A 22,172-nucleotide genomic window follows, 5' to 3' on the forward strand; every position below is an offset into this window, starting at 1 on the left:
CCTTAGTTCGTCACCCTCATGTACAGCATCGGCAATTTCTCCGGCAGGCGCCGGATATGGTCGAGGACCATGTAGTTGCGCATGCCGAAGATGCGGGAGACGTAGCGGTCGGCTTTGGGGTCGAGGCTCATGCAGTAGGTGAAGATGCCGTGGCGGTTGTTCTCCTCCACGGCTTTTTTTGCGTCGAACACCAGGTATTGCGCGTCGTGCACGTCGATGTCAGACGGTTCGCCGTCGGTGACGAGCAGGATCAGTTTCTTGTGCGCGCGACGATCCTGCAGGAAGGAACCCGCATGGCGCAACGCCGTGCCCATTCGGGTCGAGAGTTGTCCGGTCATGCCCGCAAGGCGCGCTTTCGAAAGCTCCCCATAAGGCCGGTCGAAATCCTTGAAGCGGTAGTAGCCGACATCGTGGCGGCCGTTGGACGAAAAGCCGTGGATCGCGAAGCTGTCGCCGATGCGCGCCATCGCGTCGGCTAGCAGCACCGTGGCTTCGCGCGCCAGGTTCAGTACCGTCGTGGAGTCATTGCTGATCCTGTCGTTGGTCGACTGCGATAGATCCAGCAGGACCAGCACCGACAGATCGCGCTGCTGCCGGCCGAGTATCGCATGCACGCGCGGATCAGGCGGAATGCCGGTGCGCAGATCGATGGTGGCGTTGATGCAGGCATCGAGGTCGAGCCGGTCGCCTTCCAGCCGTTTCTTCAACCGAAGCGGGCGCTGCACCTGTACGGCCTTGACCAGGTATTTCACGCGGTTGACCAGGTCCTGGTTGCGCTCGAGGATTTCTTCGATCGAATGCGGATCGCCTTCGGGCGCCGGCTTTTCCAGCAGCGTGCACCACGACGGCCGTTCGCGGCCGATCACGTAATCCCATTCGTCGTAGCGGATCGGCGGCGACAACGGTTCTTCCTTGATCGTTTCATCCTGCTTCGAAGGGGCGGTCAGCTTGACCTGCTCTGCCTCGCGCGGCGGTGGTTCCGCTCCTTCGTCGCCCTCGTCCTCTCCTGTGTTCGTGTCGTCATCGGCAAGCCGCGCGCCTTGCATCACGACATCATCGTCGTCCGGCGACGGCTCTCCCATGTCGCCGAAATCCCAGATGCCCTGGTTGTCGTCGCGGTAAGCCGGTTCGACCACGTAGGTCTTGAAGTTGAACTGCACCCGCATCTGGCCCATGTCGTTGCCCAGCAGTCCGCCGAGCGCGCGGCTGATGGACTGCTCCTGCCAGTAATCCTTCTGTTCGAAGAACTGGCGGCGGCCTTTGACCACCCACGGGTTGTCGTCTTCGAAGTCTTCGTCGATCAGCGCACGTGCCAGGCGCGCCATCAACGAACCGGAGGTCACGACGCCGCCGGCCTGGGCGACATAGAAGGTTTTCCACAGATTCCGCAGCCCGGGAAATTCGCGCATGACCAGTTGCTCGACGCGAGCGTCCTCGATGAGCGAAACCAGCGCCACCTGCAGCGGCTTGAGGCTCCCTACCGGAAATCGCTGCGTGGTGAACACGATGTGAGCCGCTGCATGGGCGGCAGCGGCGCGATACTGTGCGAGCCCCGATTGCCCGCCGAAACCACGGTAGGACTGCGGCATCCGGATCGTCCATCCGTCGATGGTGGAGCGCCGTCCCGCGCTCGCGCCTTTGGTATGGATGACCGGCCGCAGCTTGATGTTACGTCCCCACAAGGCACGCAGGTAAAGCGATAGCCTGCGCTCGACGTCGGGAAACACGGTCTGATCGCCTTCCGCCTGCAACAACTGTCGGCCTTCTTCGCTGTCGAGCGTGAAGTAGCGGGCCTGAGCGTTCGGGTCGCACATGTGCGACTGCACGCCAAGCATGGCCCAGCGCTGCAATCCGTCGAATGTCAGGTGTTCGAGTAGGCGATCGAGGCGCTGCAGAATCGGCGCGACGCCCACGGGCGCCAGGCTCGCAAGCTCGGCGAGGAAAGTCAGATAAGCGCCATAGAGCGCGGCATCGCCCAGCCGGCGCGCCGCGATGTTGCCGGTGGAGAAAACCTGCTCGGCAGTGCGTGCGTCGGTGTGGGCATAGACGGCGAGCGCCGCGTCGATGGCGCCGAACGCCGCTTCTTCGCCGACCTCCCGCGCGACGGCGGGCGTTTCCCGCAGGTAGGCGAGCACGACGCTCCAACCCAATCCCGCTGTCGCTATTTCGCGTGCGCCTTCGAGATAGCGGGTCAGGCCTTTTTCGGTGAACGAGCGGCTGGCTTCGAGCCAGCTCGACTGCAGCAGCTCCCTCGCGTGCGGCCCGAGGGAAGTCAGTAAATCGCCGTACTCGTCTAGCTTCGCCAAAATTTACTCCAAGAGCGTTGACACAGAGGGCACAGAGGAAAAGCAAAGAGAGAACACAGAGAATGTCGAAATACTGGAGATGAAAAACATATTACCTGGCATGACAAGTGAGCTCATGCTGACGAGTCTGGTCAAATTCGTACTCAGTGCCAATACACAGCTTTCCCATATTCGATCCCGCCCTTCCTCTGTGCCCTCTCCTGCCTTTCCTCTGTGACCTCTGTGTCAACGCTCTTGATCTAGAAACAAGCGCGGATGGTGGCGCCGAGGGCGTCGCGGATATCGGCGTCGTCGGTGATCGGCCTGATCAGCGAAACATGGCAGGCCGCGACCGGCTCCACGCCCTGGCCGATCAGCGAACCGGCGTAGATCAGCATGCGCGTGGAGATGCCCTCTTCCAGTCCGTGCCCTTTCAGGTTGCGCGCACGCTCGGCGATGGTCACCAGTTTGCCGGCGGTTTCCGGACCGACCCCGGATTCGTGGCTGACGATTTCGATTTCGATGTCGCGCACCGGATAACCGAAGTCGAGCGCGCCGAAGCGCTGCTTGGTCGATTGCTTGAGATCCTTGAGGATGCTCTGGTAGCCGGGGTTGTAGGAAATCACCAGTTGGAAATCCGGATGCGCGTGCACCAGTTCGTTCTTCTTTTCCAGCGGCAGCACGCGGCGCGCATCGGTCAGCGGATGGATCACGACCGTGGTGTCCTGGCGCGCTTCGACGACTTCATCGAGGTAGCAGATCGCACCGTAGCGCACGGCCAGCGTGAGCGGCCCATCCTGCCAGCGCGTGCCGTCGGCATCGAGCAGATAACGCCCGACCAGATCGGAGGCGGTCATGTCCTCGTTGCAGGCCAGGGTGATCAGCGGCTTGCCGAGCTTCCAGGCCATGTATTCGACAAAGCGGGTCTTGCCGCAGCCGGTCGGCCCCTTGAGCATCATCGGCATGCGCACGGCGTACGCCGCTTCGAACAACGCCACTTCATCGGCGACGGCGCGGTAATACGGCTCCGCGTCGATGGTGTACTGGCGGACGATGCCGTCGGCGGGCGTCAGGTTGTCGGTGTCCTGAGGATTCATGGTTTCATTTCCTTCGCGGCATCGGCACCGCACCGGTCAGTGTCTGGCGAACGGCCGTCCATGCGGAAAACAGGGCAGCCTTCAGCGCGGCGGCATCGGTTGCAAGGATACGCGCCCACGCGCCGCTTTGGTTTGGGAGGATCGTCGCCCCGGCATAGACGCCGGCCGATGCCAGCGCGGCCCGCATCGCGGCGACGAGTTCGGCCGGCGGTTTGGCGGTGGTCACGACAAACAGGTTGCCCTGCGCCTTCCAGTGTCCGGTGATGCCGGCCAGTCCGCGCGCCAGTTGAACGCCTTCAATCCGGAAGCGATCGCGAACCAGCAGCTTTCCCGCCGCATCTTCGATCCCGGTTTCGGATTGCAGCCAGTCGAACCGGCCGTCGCCGCCCTTCGGATCGTGCAACAGGACAGAATCGCCGAGGATGACGGTTGCACCCGGATGCACGCTCACGCGCACGCCGCTCGTCAGCTTCGCGCGCGGAAACAGGATGACGGGATCGGGCAGATATTCGAGATACGATCCGGCCTGTGCATGGAGTTCGACCTGCTGACTCGCGGCCTGCGACGCCATGCTGTGTACGACGGTGGAGGCCGCGGTGGCAACGTGCGCAGCGGCGCCTTCGCCTGCGGCGATGCGCAGCCGCAGAGTATCGCCTTCGAAGATGCCACCCGAACAGGATTGCAGATATACCGTCGGCATGCCGGGCGGATCGCCGGGCATCTTCAGGCTCCTGCCGACGTGGAAGGGATAGCCTACGCGCTGGCGATGCACATAGGTCGCCCCGTTCGCGTCGCACGCAAACTCCAGCTCCGCCTGCGCCGTCTGCGGCCGCGGAGGCGCCAGCGCGGTCGGACCCGCGTCGAGTGGATTCACCGGTCGAACAACACCTGGCGGGAAATGGTTTCGACGACCGCACCGACGCCCTCTCCCTTCGCGCAGTTGGTCAGCAGTACCGGCCGGCCGCCGCGAACCTGATCGGCTTCGCGCACCATGCGGTCGAGGTCGACATTCACATATTGCGCCAGGTCGGTCTTGTTGATGACCAGCAGATCGCACTGGATCACGCCGAGGCCGCGCTTGCGCGGGATGTCGTCCCCGCCGGCGACATCGATCACGAAGATCCAGTAGTCCACCAAGTCGAGCGAAAACGTCGAGGCGAGATTGTCGCCACCTGACTCGATCAGGATCAGATCCAGATTGCCGTACTTCTCGTCCAACTCGTCGGCGGCCTGCATGTTCATCGTCGGATCTTCACGAATGGCGGTATGTGGACAGGCGCCGGTCTCGACCGCCAGCACGCGCGCCGGGTCGATCAGCCCGCTGCGGCGCACGCGCTCCGCGTCTTCCCTGGTGGCAAGATCGTTGGTGATGACCGCGAGATTGGTTCCGCGCTGGATGAAACGCGGAATGAGTTGCTCCAGCAGACGCGTCTTGCCCGACCCGACCGGCCCGCCGATGCCGACACGCGCGGCGCCCGGGTGCTGCGCAGCAGCAGCCGTGCCTTCGAATCCGGGAGTAACTGTGTTCACTTTCGTAGCTCCTTACGTCAGGGCCGAGGAGCGAGTGAGGGGCTTCTCGGCCCTCGTACCTCGGCCCTCGAACCTGTTCTTATCTGAACATATATCGTTGAGCGAGCGGCACCACCTTCGCCGGTTCGCAGGTAATCACCTTGCCGTCGATCATGACGTCGAAGGTCTGCGGATTCACGGTGATGTTCGGGCAAACGTCGTTGTACAGCATGTGCGACTTGCTGAGCTTGCGGGTGCCCCGCGCCGGCAGCAACGCCTTGGTCATGCCGAGCTTTGCCTGGGTGCCGGCTTCCACCGCCAGATGATTGGTGAAGTTCACCGACAACGCCTTCTTCGCTTCGCCGAATGCGCCCCACTGCGGGCGCATGATCAGCGGCTCGCAGGTCATCAGCGATGCGGCGGAATCGCCCATCGCGCCCCAGGCGATGAAGCCGCCTTTGACCACCAGTTCCGGCTTGATGCCGAAGAAGCCGGGGCGCCAGAGCACGATGTCGGCGATCTTGCCGTCTTCCAGGGACCCGATGTACTGGTCGATGCCAAAGGTCTTCGCGGCGTTGATGGTGTATTTGGCGATATAGCGCTTGATGCGTTCGTTGTCGCCGAGCCTGGTCTTTTCTTCCGGCAGCCGGCCGCGCTGATCCTTCATCTTGGAAGCGAGCTGCCAGGTACGGGCGATGACTTCGTTGATGCGCCCCATGCCCTGGCTGTCGGACCCGAGCATCGAGATCGCGCCGATGTCGTGCAGCACATCCTCGGCGGCGATGGTCTGCGCGCGAATGCGCGACTCCGCAAAGGCAACGTCCTCCGGCACCGACGGGTTCAGGTGATGGCACACCATGATCATGTCGAGGTGTTCGTCGAAGGTGTTCACGGTGTAGGGATTGGTCGGATTGGTCGACGACGGCAGGCAGTTCATCTTTCCCGCCACCGCGATGATGTCCGGCGCATGGCCGCCGCCCGCACCCTCGGTATGGTACATGTGGATGGTGCGGCCTTTGATCGCGGCGAGCGTATCTTCCAGGAAACCGGATTCGTTCAGCGTGTCCGTATGGAGTTGCACCTGGAAGTCGAGTTCGTCGGCTACCGAGAGGCAGGTGTCGATCACCGCCGGCATGGCGCCCCAGTCTTCGTGGATCTTCAGTCCGAGGCAACCGCCGCGCAGCTGCTCCTCGAGCGATTCCGGCTTGGACGTATTGCCACGTCCGAGGAAACCGAAGTTGATCGGCCAGGCCTCGGAAGCCTGCAGCATCTTGCCGACATTCCATTCGCCGCCGCAGTCGATGCCGACGGTGATCGGCCCGAGCGAACCGCCGATCATGGTGGTGAGTCCCGAGGCAATCGCATGCTCGCAGAGCTGCGCCGAATCGAAGTGCACGTGCACGTCGATGCCACCCGGTGTCGCAATCAGGCCTTCGGCGTCCCGCACAGTCGTCGACACCCCGCACACCAGCTTCGGATGCACGCCGTCCATCACCTCCGGATTGCCGGCCTTGCCGATGGCGACGATCTTGCCGTCCTTGATGCCGATGTCGCCTTTGACGATGCCGAGCACGGGATCGATGATCGTGGCGTTGCAGATCAGCATGTCGAGCGAGCCTTGCGCGGCGCTGTAACCCGCTTTCAGTCCCATGCCGTCGCGCAGCGTCTTGCCGCCGCCGTGCAGGCACTCGTCGCCCGGCACGGCGTAGTCGTGCTCGATTTCGGCGAGCAGCGAAGTATCGCCGAGGCGCACGGCGTCGCCTTTGGTGGGACCGTACATTGCCGCGTAGTCGCGGCGCGTCATCTTTGCCATGTGAAGCCTTTCTGCGGTTACCTAATTCGCTTTCGCTGCTACATAGATTTCTAAATCTGGCCGGAGGCAGCCCGGCGGCTGGTCACTTTTCTTGCGCGGCCAAGAAAAGTAACCAAAAGAAGGCCGCCCCTGGTGTCACGCCCCTTGTCAGGGGTGTCCCTGTGCTGCCTGCCTCGATGAGGCGACTGCGGAACTCGACCTGGCGAGGCGCACACAACGCGCCTCACTGCGGGACTCGAACAGTCCTCGTCGACACCCCCTCATCGAGTCGAGCTGCTCGGCGCGCCACAAGGGGAAAGAAAAAGCTATCGCGTCGTCACGCTCCTTTAAAGCCCTGAGCCTTTGCTTTTTTCAAGGCGCCTATTTTGCTCTTCTCTCCCTTCGTCGTTCCGTCCGTCAGATTGTTCAACCCGAATATCTCTCCGCTGCCGCCGAACGCGGCGAGCGTGATTTGCTTTGCCTCGCCGGGCTCGAATCGCACTGCCGTACCGGCGGGAATGTCGAGGTGCATGCCGAACGACGCGGCGCGATCGAAGTCGAGCGCCTTGTTCGCTTCGAAGAAGTGATAGTGGCTGCCGATCTGGATCGGGCGGTCGCCGGTGTTCACCGCCTTGATGGTGACTTTCGTCCGACCGGCGTTGAGTTCGATGTCGCCTTCCGGCGTGAAGATCTCGCCGGGCACGACCGCCCTGGCGTCCTTCTTCTGCTTGCCGGAACGGATCGGATCGTGGACGGTCACGAGCTTGGTGCCATCCGGAAAGGTGGCCTCGACCTGCAATACCGGCATCAGGTCCGCCACGCCGGGCATGACGTCGTCCGCATTCAGGATCGTCGAGCCGTAGCCGATGAGATCCGCAACGGAGCGACCTTCACGCGCGCCCTCCAGGATCTCGTCGGCGATGATCGCGGTGGCTTCCGGATAATTGAGCTTGAGTCCCTTGGCCCGCCGCTTCCTGGCCAGCTCCGCGGCGGTGTAGATCGTCAGCCGTTCCAGTTCTGTCGGTGTCAGCAACATACTCTTACCCTATAGATAATTTCTCAACGCCTTTAGTTTGCAAACAGCCGTGAGTCCTGGACTTCGTGCCGCATGGCCGCGATCTCGGCGTGCGGCGCGTAGGCGGTCAACTCCTCGGCCTGCCCCGCAGGCAACCGCAGCAGTTCCACCAGAACCGGCCTCACCTGCAGCAATATTTTCTGGGCATCGAGATGGCCGATCATTCCCAGGCGCAACGCGGCGCCGACGATGCCGGTAGACAACGTGTGCGCGGACACCGCGCGGCAGGCTTCCTCGGAAAGTCCGGTCGCGTTCCACAACATGCCCTGCACCACCGGCAAATGCCCGCGCGCCTTGCGCTCCGCGATTCTCTGGCGATATTCGGCGGCGCCCGGCGTACCCAGACCAACGTGGACTTTCAGCAGGGATGCGCCGGCGCGACGCGAGCCTTCGCGCAACTCGGTGGCCAACGTCATCGCTTCGACGAGATCGTCGAGATCCGCCAGGCGATCGAACTTGCCGTCCGCGCGCATCGCCGCGACGAGCACGGGCGCATCGAAGCGGGCCCAGCGATGGACAAGCTGTCCTTCCAGGAATTGCGCGACCTGCTCCGCCGAAACGATTTCGCCGTCGGCGCGCAACGTCTCCAGTCCCCAGGAAAACGCGATGCTGCCGCTGGGGAAAAAACTGTCGGAGTATTGCAATGCGCCCAGCAGGCTGTGCGGTTCAGGCATTGCCGATCTGCCTCGCTCTGCCGTCCGCAATAAACGGCTGGAGCCGCTCAAGATAGCGGTCGACCGGGCCCTGCAACGCAATGCGCAGCCAGGCGCCTTCGAAGCGCACGGCCCAGTGCATGTTGCCGGCGAAATAGCCCAGCTCGAGCGCGGAAGCCGTATCGCGCGGCGCCAGCGTCAGCCACTCGGTTTCGCGCATGCGCACCACCACCGCCCGCTCGTCGGTGAGCATCAGGACCGCGCCGTTGAACAACTGCTGGGCACGATCGAGGACGACGGCGCATTCGGTGCCGGTATCGGTGGAAGCCCGCATCCGGTGACGTTGCGTGTCCTCGCTGGACAGCGACAGGTATTCGACCTTGCCGTGATGTCCGAGATGGTGAAGCCGTTCGGCGATGGATGGATCCGTGGCCGCGCCGATGATGTTTTCGAGTTTCAGCATGATACTGAGTCGAGGAAAAACCGAACTGCGCGAGTGCAGTCCGGCATGACGGCTATGGTCCTCAGCGGTGCGCCGGTTCCTTCTTGTTGGGAATGCCGGGGATCGGCGCCTCGTCGGTTCCGACGGTGGAACGCGTGATCGCCTCCACCATCTCGCGGGTTGCATCCGGATCCGTGATCCACTTCTTGTAGAAGTCGTAGGGGCAGGCCGCCACACCCTTGTCGCCTTCGTGGGAATTGATCAGGCCGGTGTAACCGCGGTGCAGCAGCTTGAACAGATGGTTTTCCGACTGCATGTTCTTGCGCGCATCGCGGATCAGCGACTTGGACAGCGCCGCGTACTGGATGCCGTAATCCTCTTCGCCGCATTCGCCGAGCGTGCGCCCGTCGAAGCCGATGATCGCCGAGTGGCCGAAGTAGGAATACACGCCGTCGAAGCCGGCCGCATTCGCCACCGCGACGTAGACGTTGTTGGCCCAGGCCATCGCCTTGGCCATGATGACCTGCTGGTCCTTGGCCGGATACATGTAGCCCTGGCAGCGCACGATCAATTCCGCGCCTTTCATCGCACAGTCGCGCCAGATTTCCGGATAGTTGCCGTCATCGCAGATGATCAGCGACACTTTCAGGCCTTTCGGGCCTTCGGAGACGTAGGTGCAGTTGCCGGGATACCAGCCTTCGATCGGCACCCAGGGCATGATCTTGCGATACTTCTGCACGATCTCGCCCTTGTCGTTCATGAGGATCAGCGTGTTGTACGGGGCCTTGTTCGGATGTTCCTCGTGCCTTTCGCCGGTCAGCGAGAACACTCCCCATACCTTGGCTTCGCGGCACGCGGCGGCAAATATGTCGGTTTCCTCGCCCGGGCAGCTGGAAGCGGTGTCGTACATTTCCTTGCTGTCGTACATGATCCCGTGCGTGCTGTACTCCGGGAAAATCACCAGGTCCATGCCGGGCAGGCCGACCTTCATGCCCTTGATCATCTCGCCGATCTTCTTAGCGTTTTCCAGCACCTCTTTTTTGGTGTGCATCCGCGGCATTTTGTAATTGACGACCGCGACGCCCACCGTGTCCTTGCTGCTCGAAATATCACCGTGCATCATGATTCTGATCTCCTTTTCATCATTGATCGTTTGAAGCTAACTCCCATTTGCGCACGGCCTCAGGCTGCGCGATCTTTTGCGGGCTGATGCCCGTCTTCGTTTTTCTGTTTCCGTCCGGCGCTTTAGACCGTCAGGAATGCATGAATCTTTGCGGTATCCACCCGCTCCCTGGTGTCCTCATAGACGAACTCGCCCTTTTCGATGATCAGAAAGCGATCGGCGATTTCCTGCGTGAACCACAGCACCTGCTCCGACACCACCATCGAGAAGTTGCGTTCGGCCTTCAGGCGATTGAGCGTCTTGGCGATGTCCTTGATGATCGACGGCTGGATGCCTTCGGTCGGCTCGTCCAGGATCAGCACTTTCGGATTCGAGACCAGCGCGCGGGAAATCGCGAGCTGCTGCTGTTGCCCTCCGGACAGGTTGCCGCCCTTGCGATTGCGCATCTCGTGCAAAACCGGAAAGGTGTCGTAGACGAACTGGGGCACGCTCTTGTCCGGCATGTTCTCCATTCCGGACAGGATGTTTTCCTCGACGGTGAGGTAGGGAAAAATCATCCGGCCCTGCGGTACGTAAGCAAGCCCCGCAGCCACCCGCTCGTAGCTTTTCCTGCCGAGCAGCGGCTTGCCGTCCAGCGCCACGTTGCCGCTGCGTGCCGGCAGCACGCCGATCAGAGACTTCAGCAGCGTGGTCTTGCCCATGCCGTTGCGGCCCATGATCGCCAGGGTTTCGCGCTCGCCGAGCGCGAAACCGACATTGCGGATCACATGGCTGTCGCCGTAGTAGACGTTCAGATTCTGTACTTCAAACATTGCTTTGGATCCCCAGCCCCTATCCCCTAGTCCCTGGGCCTAATGGCCCAGATACACGTCGATTACGCGTTCGTCGTTCTGCACCTGTTCCATCGTGCCCTCGGCGAGCTTCCTGCCCTGATGCAGCACGGTGACTTTCTGCGCGATCAACTTGACGAAGGCCATGTCATGCTCGATGACGACCATCGAGCGGCCTTTGGCAATGCGCTTGAGCAGTTCCGCGGTCCGCTCGCGTTCGCGCGCGCTCATGCCGGCGACCGGCTCGTCGAGCAGCATCAACTCCGGGTCCTGCATCAGCAGCATGCCGATCTCGAGCCACTGCTTCTGGCCGTGCGAAAGCAGGCCGGCCTTGGTGCCGAGCTGCTCGTCCAGGTAGATCTGACGCGCAACGCTTTCGATCTTTTCCACGATCTCGGGTGCGCGCCGGAAGAACAGCGAGCCGAACACGTTGCGCTTTTTTGGGTACGAGATCTCCAGGTTCTCGAGCACCGTGAGGTCTTCGTAGACGGAAGGATTCTGGAATTTGCGTCCCACACCGGCGCGGGTGATCTGATATTCGATCATGCTGGTGAGCTGGCGATTCTTGAAGCGGATGGAACCGCCGCTCGGTTTGGTCTTGCCGCAGATCATGTCCAGCAGCGTGGTCTTGCCCGCTCCGTTGGGGCCGATGACGACACGCAACTCCTCTTCCTCGACATAGAAGTTCAGGCCGTCGACGGCTTTGAAGCCATCGAAAGAAACGGTGAGGTCCTCGACGGAGAGGATGAGCACGCTCACTCCGGCGCTCCGGCGCGTGCGTTCTTATTGCCCGTCAACTTGTCCAGCAGACTCGCCAGGCCTTCGGGCAGGAAGATGACGACGAGCATGAACAATCCGCCGATGAAATACAGCCAGTACTCGACGAAATTCTCCGAGAAGAAGGTCTTGCCCGCACCCACCAGGATCGCGCCGTAGACCGCACCGATCAGCGACAGGCGTCCACCGACCGCGGCATAGATCACCATTTCGATCGAAGGCACGATGCCGACCAGCGAAGGCGACGCCAGTCCGATCTGGAGGGTGAACAGCGCGCCGCCGACGGAAGACAGCACCGCGGCGACGGCAAAGATGAATCCCTTGAACATCGCCGGGTCGTACCCGGAAAACCGCACGCGGTCTTCGCGGTCGCGGATCGCAACCAGGATCTTGCCAAGCCGGCTGCCGATGATGAAGCGTCCGACGACCAGCGCAACCAGCAGCAGCGCGACCGTGACGAAGTACAAGCCGGTACGCACGCCTTGAGCTTCGAAGCTGATGCCGAAGAAGGTCTTGAAGTCGGTAATGCCGTTGACGCCGCCGGTCACGCCCTGCCGGCCGATGATGACGATGGACATGATCGCCGCGAGCGCAAGGGTGATGATCGAGAAATAGACACCGCCGACGCGCTTGCGGAAATTGAGATAGGCCAGTACGAAGGCGATGAACGCCGGCAGGATGATCATGGCCGGCAACGTGAACCAGAAATAATGGAACGGCTCCCACCACCATGGCAGCGCATCGACGCTGTTCCAGACCATGAAGTCCGGCAGGCTGGAGCCGAAAAATTCGGACAGTGCCTGAGCCGAACTGTCGCTGGTGGTCGACTCCAGCTTCAGGTACATCGCCATCATGTAACTGCCCAGACCGAAGAAGATGCCCTGGCCGAGGCTCAGAATGCCCCCGTAACCCCAGATCAGCACGATGCCGATCGCGGGGAAAGCGAAGCACAGGTATTTCGCCAGCAGGTTCAGGCGGAATTCGGATAACACGAGCGGCATCAGGACCAGCAGCAAGCCGAGAATCGGCAGGCCCAGCAGCCGCAGCCATTGCACCGGCGTGCGACGAGCAACTCCGCTCCGCGCACCCGCACCGTTCACTGCGCCGACTCCGTTACCCACTATCTCCTCACTTTCGACGCAAACAGCCCGTTCGGACGGAAATACAGCGCGACGATCACCAGCAGCAGGATCGAGGCCTTGGCCATCGAGCCGGTCATCAGGAATTCAAAAGTGGATTGCAGCTCGCCGATGATCGTCGCGGACAACAGCGTGCCGAGCAGGCTCTCGACGCCGCCGAACACGACGACGATGAACGTGTCGACGACATACTGCTGCCCCGTCACCGGTCCTGTCGAAGCGAGCATGGTGAACGAACTGCCCGCGATGCCAGCCAGGCCGCAGCCGAGCGCGAACGTCAGTGCGTCGACCCGTTCGGTATTGATGCCGGCGGCGCCGGCCATGGCGCGATTCTGGGTTACCGCACGGATACGCAGGCCCCAGCGTGTGCGGAACAGCAACAGGTACACGCCGAACGAAACCAGCAGCGCCAGCGCGATGATGAAAATGCGGCTCAGGGGAAACGACGCGCCGGGAATCGCGGCTGGCGCCCACCCGCCCTGCAGCCAGCTCACCGTCGGGACGCCGACTTCCTTGGGACCGAACACGTGGCGAAACACCTGCTGCAGAATGAGGCTCAGGCCCCAGGTCGCCAGCATGGTGTCCAGCGGCCTCTTGTACAGAAAGCGGATCACGCCTCGCTCGAGCGCGAAGCCGAATACGAAGGTCACGGCGAACGCAGCCACGATGCCGATCAGAAAGTAGATGTCCTTCAGGCCCGGCATGAATTTCTCGAACAGCAGCGCGGTCGCGTACGTCGTGTACGCGCCCATCGCCATGAGCTCGCCGTGGGCCATGTTGATCACGCCCATCAGGCCGAACACGATGGCCAGGCCGAGCGCCATCAACACCAGGATGGTGGACAGGCTCAGACCATTGAAAGCCTGCATCAGAAAAATATCGAAGGTCATCCGGGACCCGACTCCCTTTCGAAAGTAACCGAGAATCCGTCCTCTGCTCCGCGCCCGGCGTTTCGCCGCCGGGTGCGGAAGGAAGATGGCGCAGACCGTCTTACGCGATCAGATCCTGGCTCTGATCAGATCTTGGCGAACGGGTTCGGCTCGATCAACGGCGACTCGTAAATCATGTCGATCTGACCATCCTTCCTGAACGTGCCGATGCGGGCATGCTTCCACAGGTGGTGATTGGCCTTGTGGAATTTGATCTTGCCTTCCGGAGCATCCAGCGCCAGGTCGGACGAGGCCGCGACCACCTTCGGCACATCGATGCTGCCCGCCTTCTCGACCGCGAGCTTCCACAAATATACCGAAATGTAGCCACATTCCATGGTGTCGCCGACGACGCGGTTGGCGCCGTACTTGGCCTTGAACGCCTTGACGAACTTGTCGTTCGCCGCATTCTTCACGCTCTGGAAATAGCCCATGCACGACATGAAGCCTTCGAGGTTTTCGGCGCCGACGCCGGACGCTTCTTCCTCCGATACCGCCATGGCACACAGAGCCTGGGTCTTGCCGGTGATGCCGGCGGCGTTCAGTTGCTTGTAGAACGCGACGTTGGATCCCCCCACCACCGTGCTCCAGATCACATCCGGTTTTGCCGCCTTGATCTTGTTGATTTCGGAAGCAAACTCGATGGAACCGAGCGGGTAGTAGCTTTCGCCGGCCACCGTCGCACCGATCTTCTTCAGGTGCAGATTGGCGAGCTTGTTCATGGTGCGCGGCCAGATATAGTCGGAGCCGATCAGATAGAAGCTCTTGCCTTTGTTCTTGTACAGCCAGTCAAGCGAGGCGATGGCGGACTGCGTGCCTTCCTGCGCGGTGTACATGATGTTCGGAGACATCTCGAGACCTTCGTAATAAGTCGGGTAGTAGAGCAGGCCCTTGTAGCGCTCCATCACCGGCAACACGGCTTTGCGCGAAGCCGAGGTGTAGCAACCGAAGATTGCCGCCACCTGGTCTTTCTCCAGGAGCTTGCGCGCCTTCTCCGCAAAAGTCGGCCAGTCGCTGGCGCCGTCTTCGACGACGACCTCCAGTTTCTTGCCCATCACGCCGCCGGCTGCATTGATCTCCTCGATCGCGAGCTTTTCCGCATCCACCACCGAGGCCTCGGCGATGGCGATGGTGCCGGTCAGCGAATGCAGGATGCCGACCTTGATCGTGTCTGCCGCGGCCGCTGAACGGATGAACGGCGCACCGGGCAATGCCGCGACGGTCGTCACTGCTGCTGCGCTCTTGATGAACTGTCTTCTGCTGAACTTCATGTCTTCCCTTTCCCCTTGAGGTGTGCAGCCGTTCGGCGACGGCGAAAAAAAACCCACAGGGCGGATGCAATCCGTCCTGTGGGCTTCTATGCCTGGCCCGACCGCGACGTCCTTGTCGCGGTCGGGCTATGTTGTCTTTATGAATTTCTCAGTGATCGGGAAAACCCGGTCGAGAAACCCGATGACCATATTGCAAAATCAGGGCCAATCCTGCAACCAAAATTATTCCGACCTCAACAACCCTGCGAAAAATCGGCGGAACAAGTCTGAATCGAAAGGCATTCACGGCAGGCCCCGCGGTTCCGTCCGAGGCATCGCGCGCGTCGTTGCTGCGCCGCAGGCCTATCAGATCCACCCAGGACTTCGCACGTATCCGGTGCATATTGCGGCGCAATGGCACCAACTTGGAATAACTCGGGCCATGATACAGTGACTGCGCTATATTTAGCCTGCTGAGGCAGAATCGATGCAGAATCACTGTGCGCGCTGATTGGCGGTGGAGCGCGCGCATCACCTGTCGAGCGGGTCCGGGATTTGCTCGATATTAAAGCCGGCAAACAAAGCGATCGTACGCAAGATCGTCCGCCAGGATATGGAGTTCTACGAATACCGGACCGATGCAAGGAGGCATCGGCGTGTCGCGTCCGACACGGCGTCCCGTTCCGGACATTTGGCTTTCATCGTGCACGGTGCATTGCCGTCCGTGCCCCCCAGCGCAAAGATGCGCCGCTAGTCCGCATTCAGCCGGGCCGCACCGGCGTGCTCATCGTTCCGACAACCCGAACAACGCGCGCGGGTCGCAAGACCCCGCTGGAAAATTCACGACACAGATGATGAAAGCCAAATCCAACGAGCCGATTCGCATTGGCGTTCTGTTCTCGGAGACCGGGGTCACCTCGGTGATCGAAAAATCCGAGCGCATGGGCACGCTACTGGCAATCCAGGAGATAAACGACGCCGGCGGCATCAACGGACGCGAATTGCAGGCGGTCAGTTACGATCCGGAGTCACGGCCGGCAAGGTTCGCCGCGCTTGCCGAGAAGCTGATTCTCGAGGATCGCGTCCATGTCATCCTCGGCTGCTACATGTCGAGCACGCGCAAGGCCGTGATCCCGGTGGTGGAGCGATGGAATGCACTGCTGATGTACCCAACCCTCTACGAAGGGTTCGAATATTCGCGCAACGTCATCTACACCGGCGCGGCACCGAATCAGAACAGCGTGCAGCTCGCGGAATTCATGCTGCGCGAATTCGGTTCGCGCGTATTCATGGTCGGTTCCGACTATATCTACCCGTACGAATCCAATCGCATCATGAGCGACCTGATCCTGGAGCGCGGCGGGGAGAAAGTCGGAGAAACCTATCTGCCGCTGGATGCGCCGTGGGAGGACTACCTGGCGCTCGCGAAGAAGATCAAGCAGGCGGGACCGGATTTCATTTTCTCCACCGTCGTCGGCGACGGCACTGCGCTGCTGCATCGCGCTTACGCCCAGCTCAAGCTCGATCCGGCGGACATGCCGATCGCGAGCCTGACGACCTGCGAAGCGGAAATCAAGCAGATGGGCGCGGACATCGCCGAGGGCCACATCACTTCCGCCCCTTACTTCCAGTCGATCACCACCGACGAGAACCGCCAGTGCGTGGCCCGTTGCAAGGCCCGCTTCGGGGACGACATCGTTACCAACCAGTGCTGGGAGGCGGCTTACTTCCAGACGCATCTGCTGGCAAGCGCAATGCGACGCATGAACTGCGACAGCGTACCGGATTTGTTGCGCGTGCTGCCCGGATCGGAATTCGCCGCGCCGCAGGGCAAGGTTCGCATCGACGAACACAACCATCACACCTACCTGCGTCCGCGCATCGGCAGGATCAACGCGAACGGCCAGTTCGACATCATCGAAGAAGGCCGCCATTGGGTGCGCCCCGATCCCTATCTCGTGTCCCACACCCTGCAGGACTGGTCGGCGCGGGTGCAGGTCAACTCGCGCTAGGTCCATGCGATGAAAAGCGGCGGGACCTCACGGCTGTTGCGCGAGTTGCGATCGCTCCGCGTCGTGGTCTTCCATCCGGAAGATCAGGACGGCCAGGAGCTGATCGGTCAGCTCGGCCGCATCGGCTGTCAGGTCAAGGCATTCTGGCCGCCGCTCGAGAAGCTGCCGGAGGAAGCAGATCTGGTGTTCTTCGCGATGCGCCCGGAAGTGCTGTCGATGGGCCTGCCATGGCTGCGGCGCGATGGCTCCCTGCCGGTGATCCCGGTCGTGACTTACGAGAATCCGGTCATCGTCGAGGCGGTGCTGCAACTGAATGCGTTCAGCGTGATCGGCTCACCGGTGAAATCATCAGGACTGCTGACTGCAATTGCCGTTGCGGTCAGCCAGGCGGAGAAGTCTCGCACCCGGGAGAAATACGTGGTGCGTCTGGAGCAAAGATTGACCGCGCAGCGCAAGATCGCCAAGGCCAAGGCGATCCTGATGACATCGCGGCATATCTCGGAGGAGGAAGCCTACGATCTTATCCGCAATCGCGCGATGACCAAACGCGTGACGACAGAGGAAATCGCGGACGCGGTGATCAAGGCGAACGAAATACTGGGAATGGATGTAAAGACCTGAGTCCCCCTCTCCCTAGCCCTCTGCTCGGCTTCAAGTGTTCCCTTGTCCCGCGAGGGGAGAGGGGGTACCGATGAATTTCATGACTTCCTCCCGCCTCGCCATCGTGTCCTTGTAGCCCAGCGCAATCAGCGCACGACAATAGGCCGGTTCGAACAACAGATAACTCGTCAGTGTCGCGCCACCGGTGCGTGCCGCACCGAGTCCGCGCAACAGAAAACGGATCGAGCGCGGCAGCTCGTGTGAATAGTGCGCCGCAATGCGATCGATTTCCTCGCTCGGAGAGATCACCAGAACATCAACTTCGCGCAACTGCATGTTGTGTTTGTCGCGCTCTTCGCGGGGAATCAGTCTGATGGTTTTGTTGATGCGCTGCAGACGTTCGATGTCGACTTCCAGGCTGTCGAGAAAAATACTGTTCAGCGCGTGCCCTGCTATCTGCGCAAGTGACGGATAACTGCTCATCTTCACTCGCTGCGGCGAGTTCTGCATCTGGCGCCCGACACCGATGACGACTACGCGATCCGCACCCAGATGCAGCGCGGGACTGATCGGCGCAATCTGGCGCATGCTGCCGTCGCCGAAGAATTCGCGCCGCAGCGGCACCGCGGGAAAAATGAAGGGCAGCGCGCTGGACGCCAGCAGATGTTCGAAGTCGATGATTTCCGGAACGCCGATCCGCCGCGCCCGCTGCCAACCGGCCAGTCCCGGCACGCTCTGGAAGAAACTCACCGATTGTCCCGAAGCGTAACCGGATACCGTGATCGACAACGCATAGAGCGCGCCGGCATCGATGCTGCGACGAATGCCGCCAAGGTCCAGGCGCTCCCGCAGCAGTTGCGAGAGCGGCGTGTTGTCCAGCAGGGAACTGGGATTGTTCTTGCCTAGGCCGCCCATCAGCATCGCCAGGAACCAGCGCATACCGGTGCCGAACACACCCAGCACGTCGGACCGGTACACCTGGTCGACGTGGAAGTATTTCCAGATCAGCAGCATCTGGCGAACGGCGCGGTGAAAATCGGTTGCGTTGGATGCGAGCGCCGCAGCGTTCACGGCACCGGCTGACGTGCCGCAAATTATCGAAAACGGATTGGGGGCTCCGCGCGGCAACATATGGGATACGGCGCGCAGGAAACCGACCTGATAGGCGGCGCGTGCGCCGCCCCCCGTCAGGATCAGACCAACCTTGGCTGGGGACGAATTTTGATTGTCCAACATGGGGCCCGCCCGATTAAGCCGGACCGGTTGCCGTCGTTATTGCTCTTTCTGTTCTGCGCGGGCCGATTCAATGGCTGGCTGGACCAGTTCGAGCGCATCGCGCAACGTGTCTTCGGAAAGGTCATTCAGCGCGTGGGCGAGAATATCGGCGACCGCGTACGTATCTTCCGGCAACGATTCACTGTCGAGATTGGCGACAAATACCGCGGCGGCGCCGGTGGCGCGCAGAAGTGCCTGCCGTTCGCTCATCAGCATTTCAATTTCCGCGCGCAGCATGGCGATTTCCTGCGCGTGTTGTTCGTTGCTCATACCCCTCCCTGCCGCTCGTTGTTAAAGTCATGATGCCACAAGGCTTTTCGCAGAGCCAGCAATGCCTGCGGGAAGGACTTGAGACTGCTGTCAAAACTCAGGCTGCAAGGCGCGCGGACATGCTCCCGAAGTCCATTAGTGCAACCGGATGACGTTGGACGGTGGAGCTGCAATGACCGGCAGGTTGAGTGCCAGCAACTGCCGGCCAATCACGGTTATGGAACCTTCGATGCGGTTGTTACCGGTATCGCTGAACTCGAATTCGTAAGTGCGCTGGAACCCTCTGCGGCCCTCGTCGTCGCGTCCGAGCCGGATTCGCTTCATGGCAACCGTCCAGTCGAGCAGTTGCACACCTTCGGCTTCGCAGGCCCTGCGTGCTCCGTCGAGCGCGGCATCGCGCGCGCGCAGGCTGTCCAGCCAGAACCAGCCGCCGGCGAGGAAGATGAGAAGGGCGGTGAGTTCGATCATTTGAATTCCGTGACGGCGTGACGGTCGTGACGACGCGATGTATGCAAGAGGAAAACGAAAGTGTTCATTGCTAAGAAAGAAATGCTTGCCCAATCCCCGTTTCTTACGGCTTTGACCTTGCCTCGTCACGCCGTCACGTTTCTTTAATTCCCACCTTGACCATCTTCGGCGCGAGCATGCGAACAACTTCCCGTGGCGCGATGCCGACCAGGTAGCCGCGCTTGCCGCCATTGATGTAGATCTTCGGCAACTCCAGTATGGTTTCTTCCATATAGACCGGCATTCTCTTGCGCGTACCGAAAGGCGAGGTGCCGCCGACCACGTAACCGGAATGTCGGTTTGCCGCATCGGGATTGCAAGGGGCGATGGTCTTGACGCCGATAATTCTCGCCAGTTCCCTGGTGGAAACCTTCAAGTCGCCATGCATCAGCACGACGAGTGGGTTCCTGTCGTCGTCCTCCATGACCAGCGTCTTCACCACGGTGTGCTCGGGCACGCCGAGTTCGCGGGCCGATACCGCCGTACCTCCCTTTTCTTCGTAATCGTAAAGGTGATCGGTGAACTCGACCTTGTTGGCGCGCAGTTCGCGTACCGCAGCCGTTACCGGCGTCTTTTCCTTGCTCATCGCCCGGGACCCGCGGACAGTATCTGGTAAAGGCTGTACAACATGCCCGCCGTGGCTCCCCAGATGTTGCGCCCGCCATACGGCATCGAATAGTAATAGCGCGTGCGTCCATTGCGCACGTCGCTGTGGCGCCGATGGTTGGCGGGGTCGAGAAAAAACCCGAGGGGCACCTCGAAGACATCGGCCACTTCGAAAGGATCGGGCTTCAGTTCGAACGGAGGCTCCACCCAGCCGACCACCGGTGTCACGCGAAACCCCGAGGGGATGTCGTATTCGGGAAGCCGGCCGATGATTTCAACCCGCGACCGGCTCAAACCGGTTTCCTCCTCCGCCTCCCTCAACGCCGTGGCAATGCGATCGGCATCGCCTTCGTCGACCCGTCCGCCGGGAAAGCTGATCTGGCCGGCATGGTCGTACAGATGCGCAGTGCGCTGGGTAAACATCAGCGTCAGGCCCCCGGGCTGATTGACTATCGGCACCAGCACGGCGGCGGGCACCGGCTTGTGCTCAGGCGGATGGACGTAGAGTGGGAAATTCGTATCTTCCCGCGGACTATCATGGCCACCCAGACGCTCCGCGAGCCAGTCGCGGCTGTATTGCGAATATTTGACGTTGCCTGATTGAGACACGGAACGCGCAGCAAGTTTCAGAAAGTAGGTTATTTTAACCCCGACGAGGTATACAATTTTTTCCGCATCAGGAACGGCGTCCCGACGCCGCCGTTTTTCCGGATGCGACGGGAAACCGTCCAACAGAAAAGGAGAGGAGCATGAAACTACGCACGCTGGTTGTCGCTGCGATGTTTGCCATCGCCGGCAGCGCCTTTGCCAACCATTGTCCCCTGGACATGAAGAAGATCGATGAAGCTCTGGCGAAGAAGCCGAATATTTCGGCCGAGAAACTCGCCGACGTCAAGAAACTTCGTGCAGAAGGCGAAGCACTGCACAAGGCCGGCAAGCACAAAGAATCGATCGAAACCCTGGGCAAAGCCATGGAGATCCTGGGAATCAATAATTAATTAAGGCAGCCCGTCGTGCCCGGCCAATCCCGCTTCGCGATCGCGCGCAGCGGGATTTTTATTTTTCGATCGTCAAAGCGCGGCAGACAGCCGGCATCAAGCCAATGGGCGAGGAATTCGACTGGGAAACCGTGCCCCTGGAATCGCTGGAGCAGCGCTAGCGTGCCGCGGGGACCAGGGGCCAGGGTAAAAGCTCATTCTCAACACAGCACCGCTCCCGAACACTAAAGCGCCTGGAGCGATTCTCCGACTCTGAATACGCCTCCTTCCAGAATGCGCGCGGTGATGCCGCCATGTCCGCGCATCGCGTTGTAGCCACCGATGCCGAGAACTTCTTCCATCCGCGAACAGGGATCGCAGGGTCCGCTTCCTTCGAGCAGGATCGCGCCGATGCGGAATTTGCGGTCGCGCAGGGCGTAAAGATTGATGCCGGATACCAGCAGGTTGCGGCGCAGCCCGTCGGCGCGTACTTCAGATTTGCCGAGGATCTTCGCCACCGCTTCGAGGTGCTCCGCCTGGATCAGCGTGACCTGACGCTTGCCGTTATTATTCGATGCGTAGTGATCTCCCGCCAGACCGTAACCGGCGATCGCCTCGACCTGTGCCAACGCCACCAGCGGCGCACGGCGCTCCGCGCGGATGCCGATCCATTCCACTTTCCCCGCTCGGGGAAAGTTCGCCATCAGTTTTGCAAGATCACCGTCCACCTCACCCCCAATGCGCGGACACGTTAGTAACGAAGTTACCCGTTTGCGGGCAGCGCATTCGTTTCGCCTCCCGCCCCGGATGACTCCGTCAACGCCGTGTCGGCAAAACCTCTCCCCCTCAGGCGGAGAGGGTGCTTGGCTCACACCTTTAGTTAGGGCGATTACGCAGTACTTGACTAATTCATTTCTAGGGCGCATAGTGGCTCCACGTTGATAGGAGTGAACCATGCCCAAAGCCAAAAAGCACTTGCAAATACATCAAATGACGATCAAGCAGCTTGAGACGCAGTTTCCCG

At 61.2% G+C, this 22,172-nt stretch carries 23 protein-coding genes; 3 read left to right on the top strand and 20 right to left on the bottom strand.

The features are described 5' to 3' along the window. Window positions 1–2: 2 nt before the first annotated feature. The 14 genes from HY067_22430 to urtA form a co-directional block, all read right to left on the bottom strand. A complete protein-coding gene (locus HY067_22430) occupies window positions 3–2,306 on the bottom strand; it encodes a VWA domain-containing protein (GenBank protein ID MBI3530712.1) in 2,304 nt (767 codons plus the stop codon). A gap of 239 nt (window positions 2,307–2,545) precedes the next feature. Further along, on the bottom strand, window positions 2,546–3,382 hold the full coding sequence (locus HY067_22435; GenBank protein MBI3530713.1) for a CbbQ/NirQ/NorQ/GpvN family protein: 837 nt from the start codon (window positions 3,380–3,382) through the stop codon (window positions 2,546–2,548). Window positions 3,383–3,386: 4 nt separating this feature from the next. Continuing rightward, window positions 3,387–4,256 carry an urease accessory protein UreD gene (locus HY067_22440; GenBank protein MBI3530714.1) on the bottom strand — a complete coding sequence of 290 codons (870 nt, stop codon included), beginning with the start codon at window positions 4,254–4,256 and terminating at the stop codon, window positions 3,387–3,389. Then, the gene (ureG, locus tag HY067_22445) at window positions 4,253–4,912 is read right to left on the bottom strand and encodes an urease accessory protein UreG (GenBank protein ID MBI3530715.1); all 660 of its coding nucleotides are present in this window, start codon (window positions 4,910–4,912) and stop codon (window positions 4,253–4,255) included. Before ureG ends, HY067_22440 begins: the two co-directional genes overlap by 4 nt. 79 nt (window positions 4,913–4,991) lie before the next feature. Continuing rightward, window positions 4,992–6,704 (bottom strand): urease subunit alpha, encoded by a 1,713-nt coding sequence (ureC, locus tag HY067_22450; protein ID MBI3530716.1) that lies wholly within the window; start codon window positions 6,702–6,704, stop codon window positions 4,992–4,994. Window positions 6,705–7,020: 316 nt separating this feature from the next. Continuing rightward, window positions 7,021–7,719, bottom strand: coding sequence for an urease subunit beta (gene ureB, locus HY067_22455; GenBank protein ID MBI3530717.1), 699 nt, complete (start codon window positions 7,717–7,719; stop codon window positions 7,021–7,023). 32 nt (window positions 7,720–7,751) lie between these two features. Then, on the bottom strand, window positions 7,752–8,432 hold the full coding sequence (locus HY067_22460; GenBank protein ID MBI3530718.1) for an urease accessory protein UreF: 681 nt from the start codon (window positions 8,430–8,432) through the stop codon (window positions 7,752–7,754). Continuing rightward, window positions 8,425–8,874 carry an urease accessory protein UreE gene (gene ureE, locus HY067_22465; GenBank protein ID MBI3530719.1) on the bottom strand — a complete coding sequence of 150 codons (450 nt, stop codon included), beginning with the start codon at window positions 8,872–8,874 and terminating at the stop codon, window positions 8,425–8,427. Before ureE ends, HY067_22460 begins: the two co-directional genes overlap by 8 nt. 61 nt (window positions 8,875–8,935) lie before the next feature. After that, a complete protein-coding gene (locus HY067_22470; GenBank protein MBI3530720.1) occupies window positions 8,936–9,976 on the bottom strand; it encodes an aliphatic amidase in 1,041 nt (346 codons plus the stop codon). A gap of 122 nt (window positions 9,977–10,098) precedes the next feature. Then, complete coding sequence (urtE, locus tag HY067_22475) at window positions 10,099–10,788, bottom strand: urea ABC transporter ATP-binding subunit UrtE (protein MBI3530721.1); 690 nt, start codon at window positions 10,786–10,788, stop codon at window positions 10,099–10,101. Between the two features lie 39 nt (window positions 10,789–10,827). Then, the gene (gene urtD, locus HY067_22480; protein MBI3530722.1) at window positions 10,828–11,565 is read right to left on the bottom strand and encodes an urea ABC transporter ATP-binding protein UrtD; all 738 of its coding nucleotides are present in this window, start codon (window positions 11,563–11,565) and stop codon (window positions 10,828–10,830) included. After that, a complete protein-coding gene (gene urtC / locus HY067_22485; GenBank protein MBI3530723.1) occupies window positions 11,562–12,584 on the bottom strand; it encodes an urea ABC transporter permease subunit UrtC in 1,023 nt (340 codons plus the stop codon). Before urtC ends, urtD begins: the two co-directional genes overlap by 4 nt. Before the next feature lie 119 nt (window positions 12,585–12,703). After that, the gene (gene urtB, locus HY067_22490) at window positions 12,704–13,612 is read right to left on the bottom strand and encodes an urea ABC transporter permease subunit UrtB (GenBank protein ID MBI3530724.1); all 909 of its coding nucleotides are present in this window, start codon (window positions 13,610–13,612) and stop codon (window positions 12,704–12,706) included. Window positions 13,613–13,737: 125 nt separating this feature from the next. Continuing rightward, complete coding sequence (gene urtA, locus HY067_22495) at window positions 13,738–14,922, bottom strand: urea ABC transporter substrate-binding protein (GenBank protein ID MBI3530725.1); 1,185 nt, start codon at window positions 14,920–14,922, stop codon at window positions 13,738–13,740. A gap of 833 nt (window positions 14,923–15,755) precedes the next feature. On the opposite strand from urtA, the gene HY067_22500 reads away from it, so the two are divergent. Both HY067_22500 and HY067_22505 read left to right on the top strand, forming a co-directional pair. Beyond that, a complete protein-coding gene (locus tag HY067_22500) occupies window positions 15,756–16,913 on the top strand; it encodes a transporter substrate-binding domain-containing protein (GenBank protein ID MBI3530726.1) in 1,158 nt (385 codons plus the stop codon). Window positions 16,914–16,922: 9 nt separating this feature from the next. Then, window positions 16,923–17,534: an ANTAR domain-containing protein gene (locus HY067_22505; protein ID MBI3530727.1), complete on the top strand. Its 612-nt coding sequence runs from the start codon at window positions 16,923–16,925 to the stop codon at window positions 17,532–17,534. Between the two features lie 30 nt (window positions 17,535–17,564). Here HY067_22505 and HY067_22510 read toward each other — a convergent pair whose 3' ends face one another. The 5 genes from HY067_22510 to HY067_22530 all read right to left on the bottom strand — a co-directional run bounded on the left by HY067_22510 (window position 17,565) and on the right by HY067_22530 (window position 20,720). Continuing rightward, entirely contained in the window at window positions 17,565–18,749 is a 1,185-nt protein-coding gene (locus tag HY067_22510; protein ID MBI3530728.1) for a patatin-like phospholipase family protein, read from the bottom strand. A 36-nt stretch (window positions 18,750–18,785) separates the two neighbouring features. Further along, window positions 18,786–19,058 carry a hypothetical protein gene (locus HY067_22515; GenBank protein MBI3530729.1) on the bottom strand — a complete coding sequence of 91 codons (273 nt, stop codon included), beginning with the start codon at window positions 19,056–19,058 and terminating at the stop codon, window positions 18,786–18,788. A 135-nt stretch (window positions 19,059–19,193) separates the two neighbouring features. Next, complete coding sequence (locus HY067_22520) at window positions 19,194–19,532, bottom strand: DUF3301 domain-containing protein (GenBank protein MBI3530730.1); 339 nt, start codon at window positions 19,530–19,532, stop codon at window positions 19,194–19,196. 127 nt (window positions 19,533–19,659) lie between these two features. Then, entirely contained in the window at window positions 19,660–20,151 is a 492-nt protein-coding gene (gene ybaK / locus HY067_22525; protein ID MBI3530731.1) for a Cys-tRNA(Pro) deacylase, read from the bottom strand. Continuing rightward, a complete protein-coding gene (locus HY067_22530; GenBank protein ID MBI3530732.1) occupies window positions 20,148–20,720 on the bottom strand; it encodes a CoA pyrophosphatase in 573 nt (190 codons plus the stop codon). Before HY067_22530 ends, ybaK begins: the two co-directional genes overlap by 4 nt. A gap of 200 nt (window positions 20,721–20,920) precedes the next feature. On the opposite strand from HY067_22530, the gene HY067_22535 reads away from it, so the two are divergent. Next, on the top strand, window positions 20,921–21,169 hold the full coding sequence (locus HY067_22535) for a hypothetical protein (protein MBI3530733.1): 249 nt from the start codon (window positions 20,921–20,923) through the stop codon (window positions 21,167–21,169). A gap of 224 nt (window positions 21,170–21,393) precedes the next feature. On the opposite strand, the gene HY067_22540 is transcribed toward HY067_22535, so the two are convergent. Beyond that, window positions 21,394–21,852, bottom strand: a complete 459-nt coding sequence (locus HY067_22540) for an MOSC domain-containing protein (GenBank protein ID MBI3530734.1) — start codon at window positions 21,850–21,852, stop codon at window positions 21,394–21,396. Window positions 21,853–22,172: the final 320 nt, after the last annotated feature.

It is taken from the genome of Betaproteobacteria bacterium, assembly GCA_016194905.1.
Taxonomy (GTDB): domain Bacteria; phylum Pseudomonadota; class Gammaproteobacteria; order Burkholderiales; family JACQAP01; genus JACQAP01.

Bases quoted from the DNA above. Each gene is read 5' to 3' on its own strand.
- HY067_22435 (MBI3530713.1), bottom strand. From the start codon at position 3,382: ATGAATCCTCAGGACACCGACAACCTGACGCCCGCCGACGGCATCGTC.
- ureC (MBI3530716.1), bottom strand. From the start codon at position 6,704: ATGGCAAAGATGACGCGCCGCGACTACGCGGCAATGTACGGTCCCACC.
- ureB (MBI3530717.1), bottom strand. From the start codon at position 7,719: ATGTTGCTGACACCGACAGAACTGGAACGGCTGACGATCTACACCGCC.
- HY067_22460 (MBI3530718.1), bottom strand. From the start codon at position 8,432: ATGCCTGAACCGCACAGCCTGCTGGGCGCATTGCAATACTCCGACAGT.
- ureE (MBI3530719.1), bottom strand. From the start codon at position 8,874: ATGCTGAAACTCGAAAACATCATCGGCGCGGCCACGGATCCATCCATC.
- HY067_22470 (MBI3530720.1), bottom strand. From the start codon at position 9,976: ATGATGCACGGTGATATTTCGAGCAGCAAGGACACGGTGGGCGTCGCG.
- urtE (MBI3530721.1), bottom strand. From the start codon at position 10,788: ATGTTTGAAGTACAGAATCTGAACGTCTACTACGGCGACAGCCATGTG.
- urtC (MBI3530723.1), bottom strand. From the start codon at position 12,584: ATGCCGCTCGTGTTATCCGAATTCCGCCTGAACCTGCTGGCGAAATAC.
- urtB (MBI3530724.1), bottom strand. From the start codon at position 13,612: ATGACCTTCGATATTTTTCTGATGCAGGCTTTCAATGGTCTGAGCCTG.
- urtA (MBI3530725.1), bottom strand. From the start codon at position 14,922: ATGAAGTTCAGCAGAAGACAGTTCATCAAGAGCGCAGCAGCAGTGACG.
- HY067_22500 (MBI3530726.1), top strand. From the start codon at position 15,756: ATGAAAGCCAAATCCAACGAGCCGATTCGCATTGGCGTTCTGTTCTCG.
- HY067_22505 (MBI3530727.1), top strand. From the start codon at position 16,923: ATGAAAAGCGGCGGGACCTCACGGCTGTTGCGCGAGTTGCGATCGCTC.
- HY067_22510 (MBI3530728.1), bottom strand. From the start codon at position 18,749: ATGTTGGACAATCAAAATTCGTCCCCAGCCAAGGTTGGTCTGATCCTG.
- HY067_22515 (MBI3530729.1), bottom strand. From the start codon at position 19,058: ATGAGCAACGAACAACACGCGCAGGAAATCGCCATGCTGCGCGCGGAA.
- ybaK (MBI3530731.1), bottom strand. From the start codon at position 20,151: ATGAGCAAGGAAAAGACGCCGGTAACGGCTGCGGTACGCGAACTGCGC.
- HY067_22535 (MBI3530733.1), top strand. From the start codon at position 20,921: ATGAAACTACGCACGCTGGTTGTCGCTGCGATGTTTGCCATCGCCGGC.
- HY067_22540 (MBI3530734.1), bottom strand. From the start codon at position 21,852: ATGGCGAACTTTCCCCGAGCGGGGAAAGTGGAATGGATCGGCATCCGC.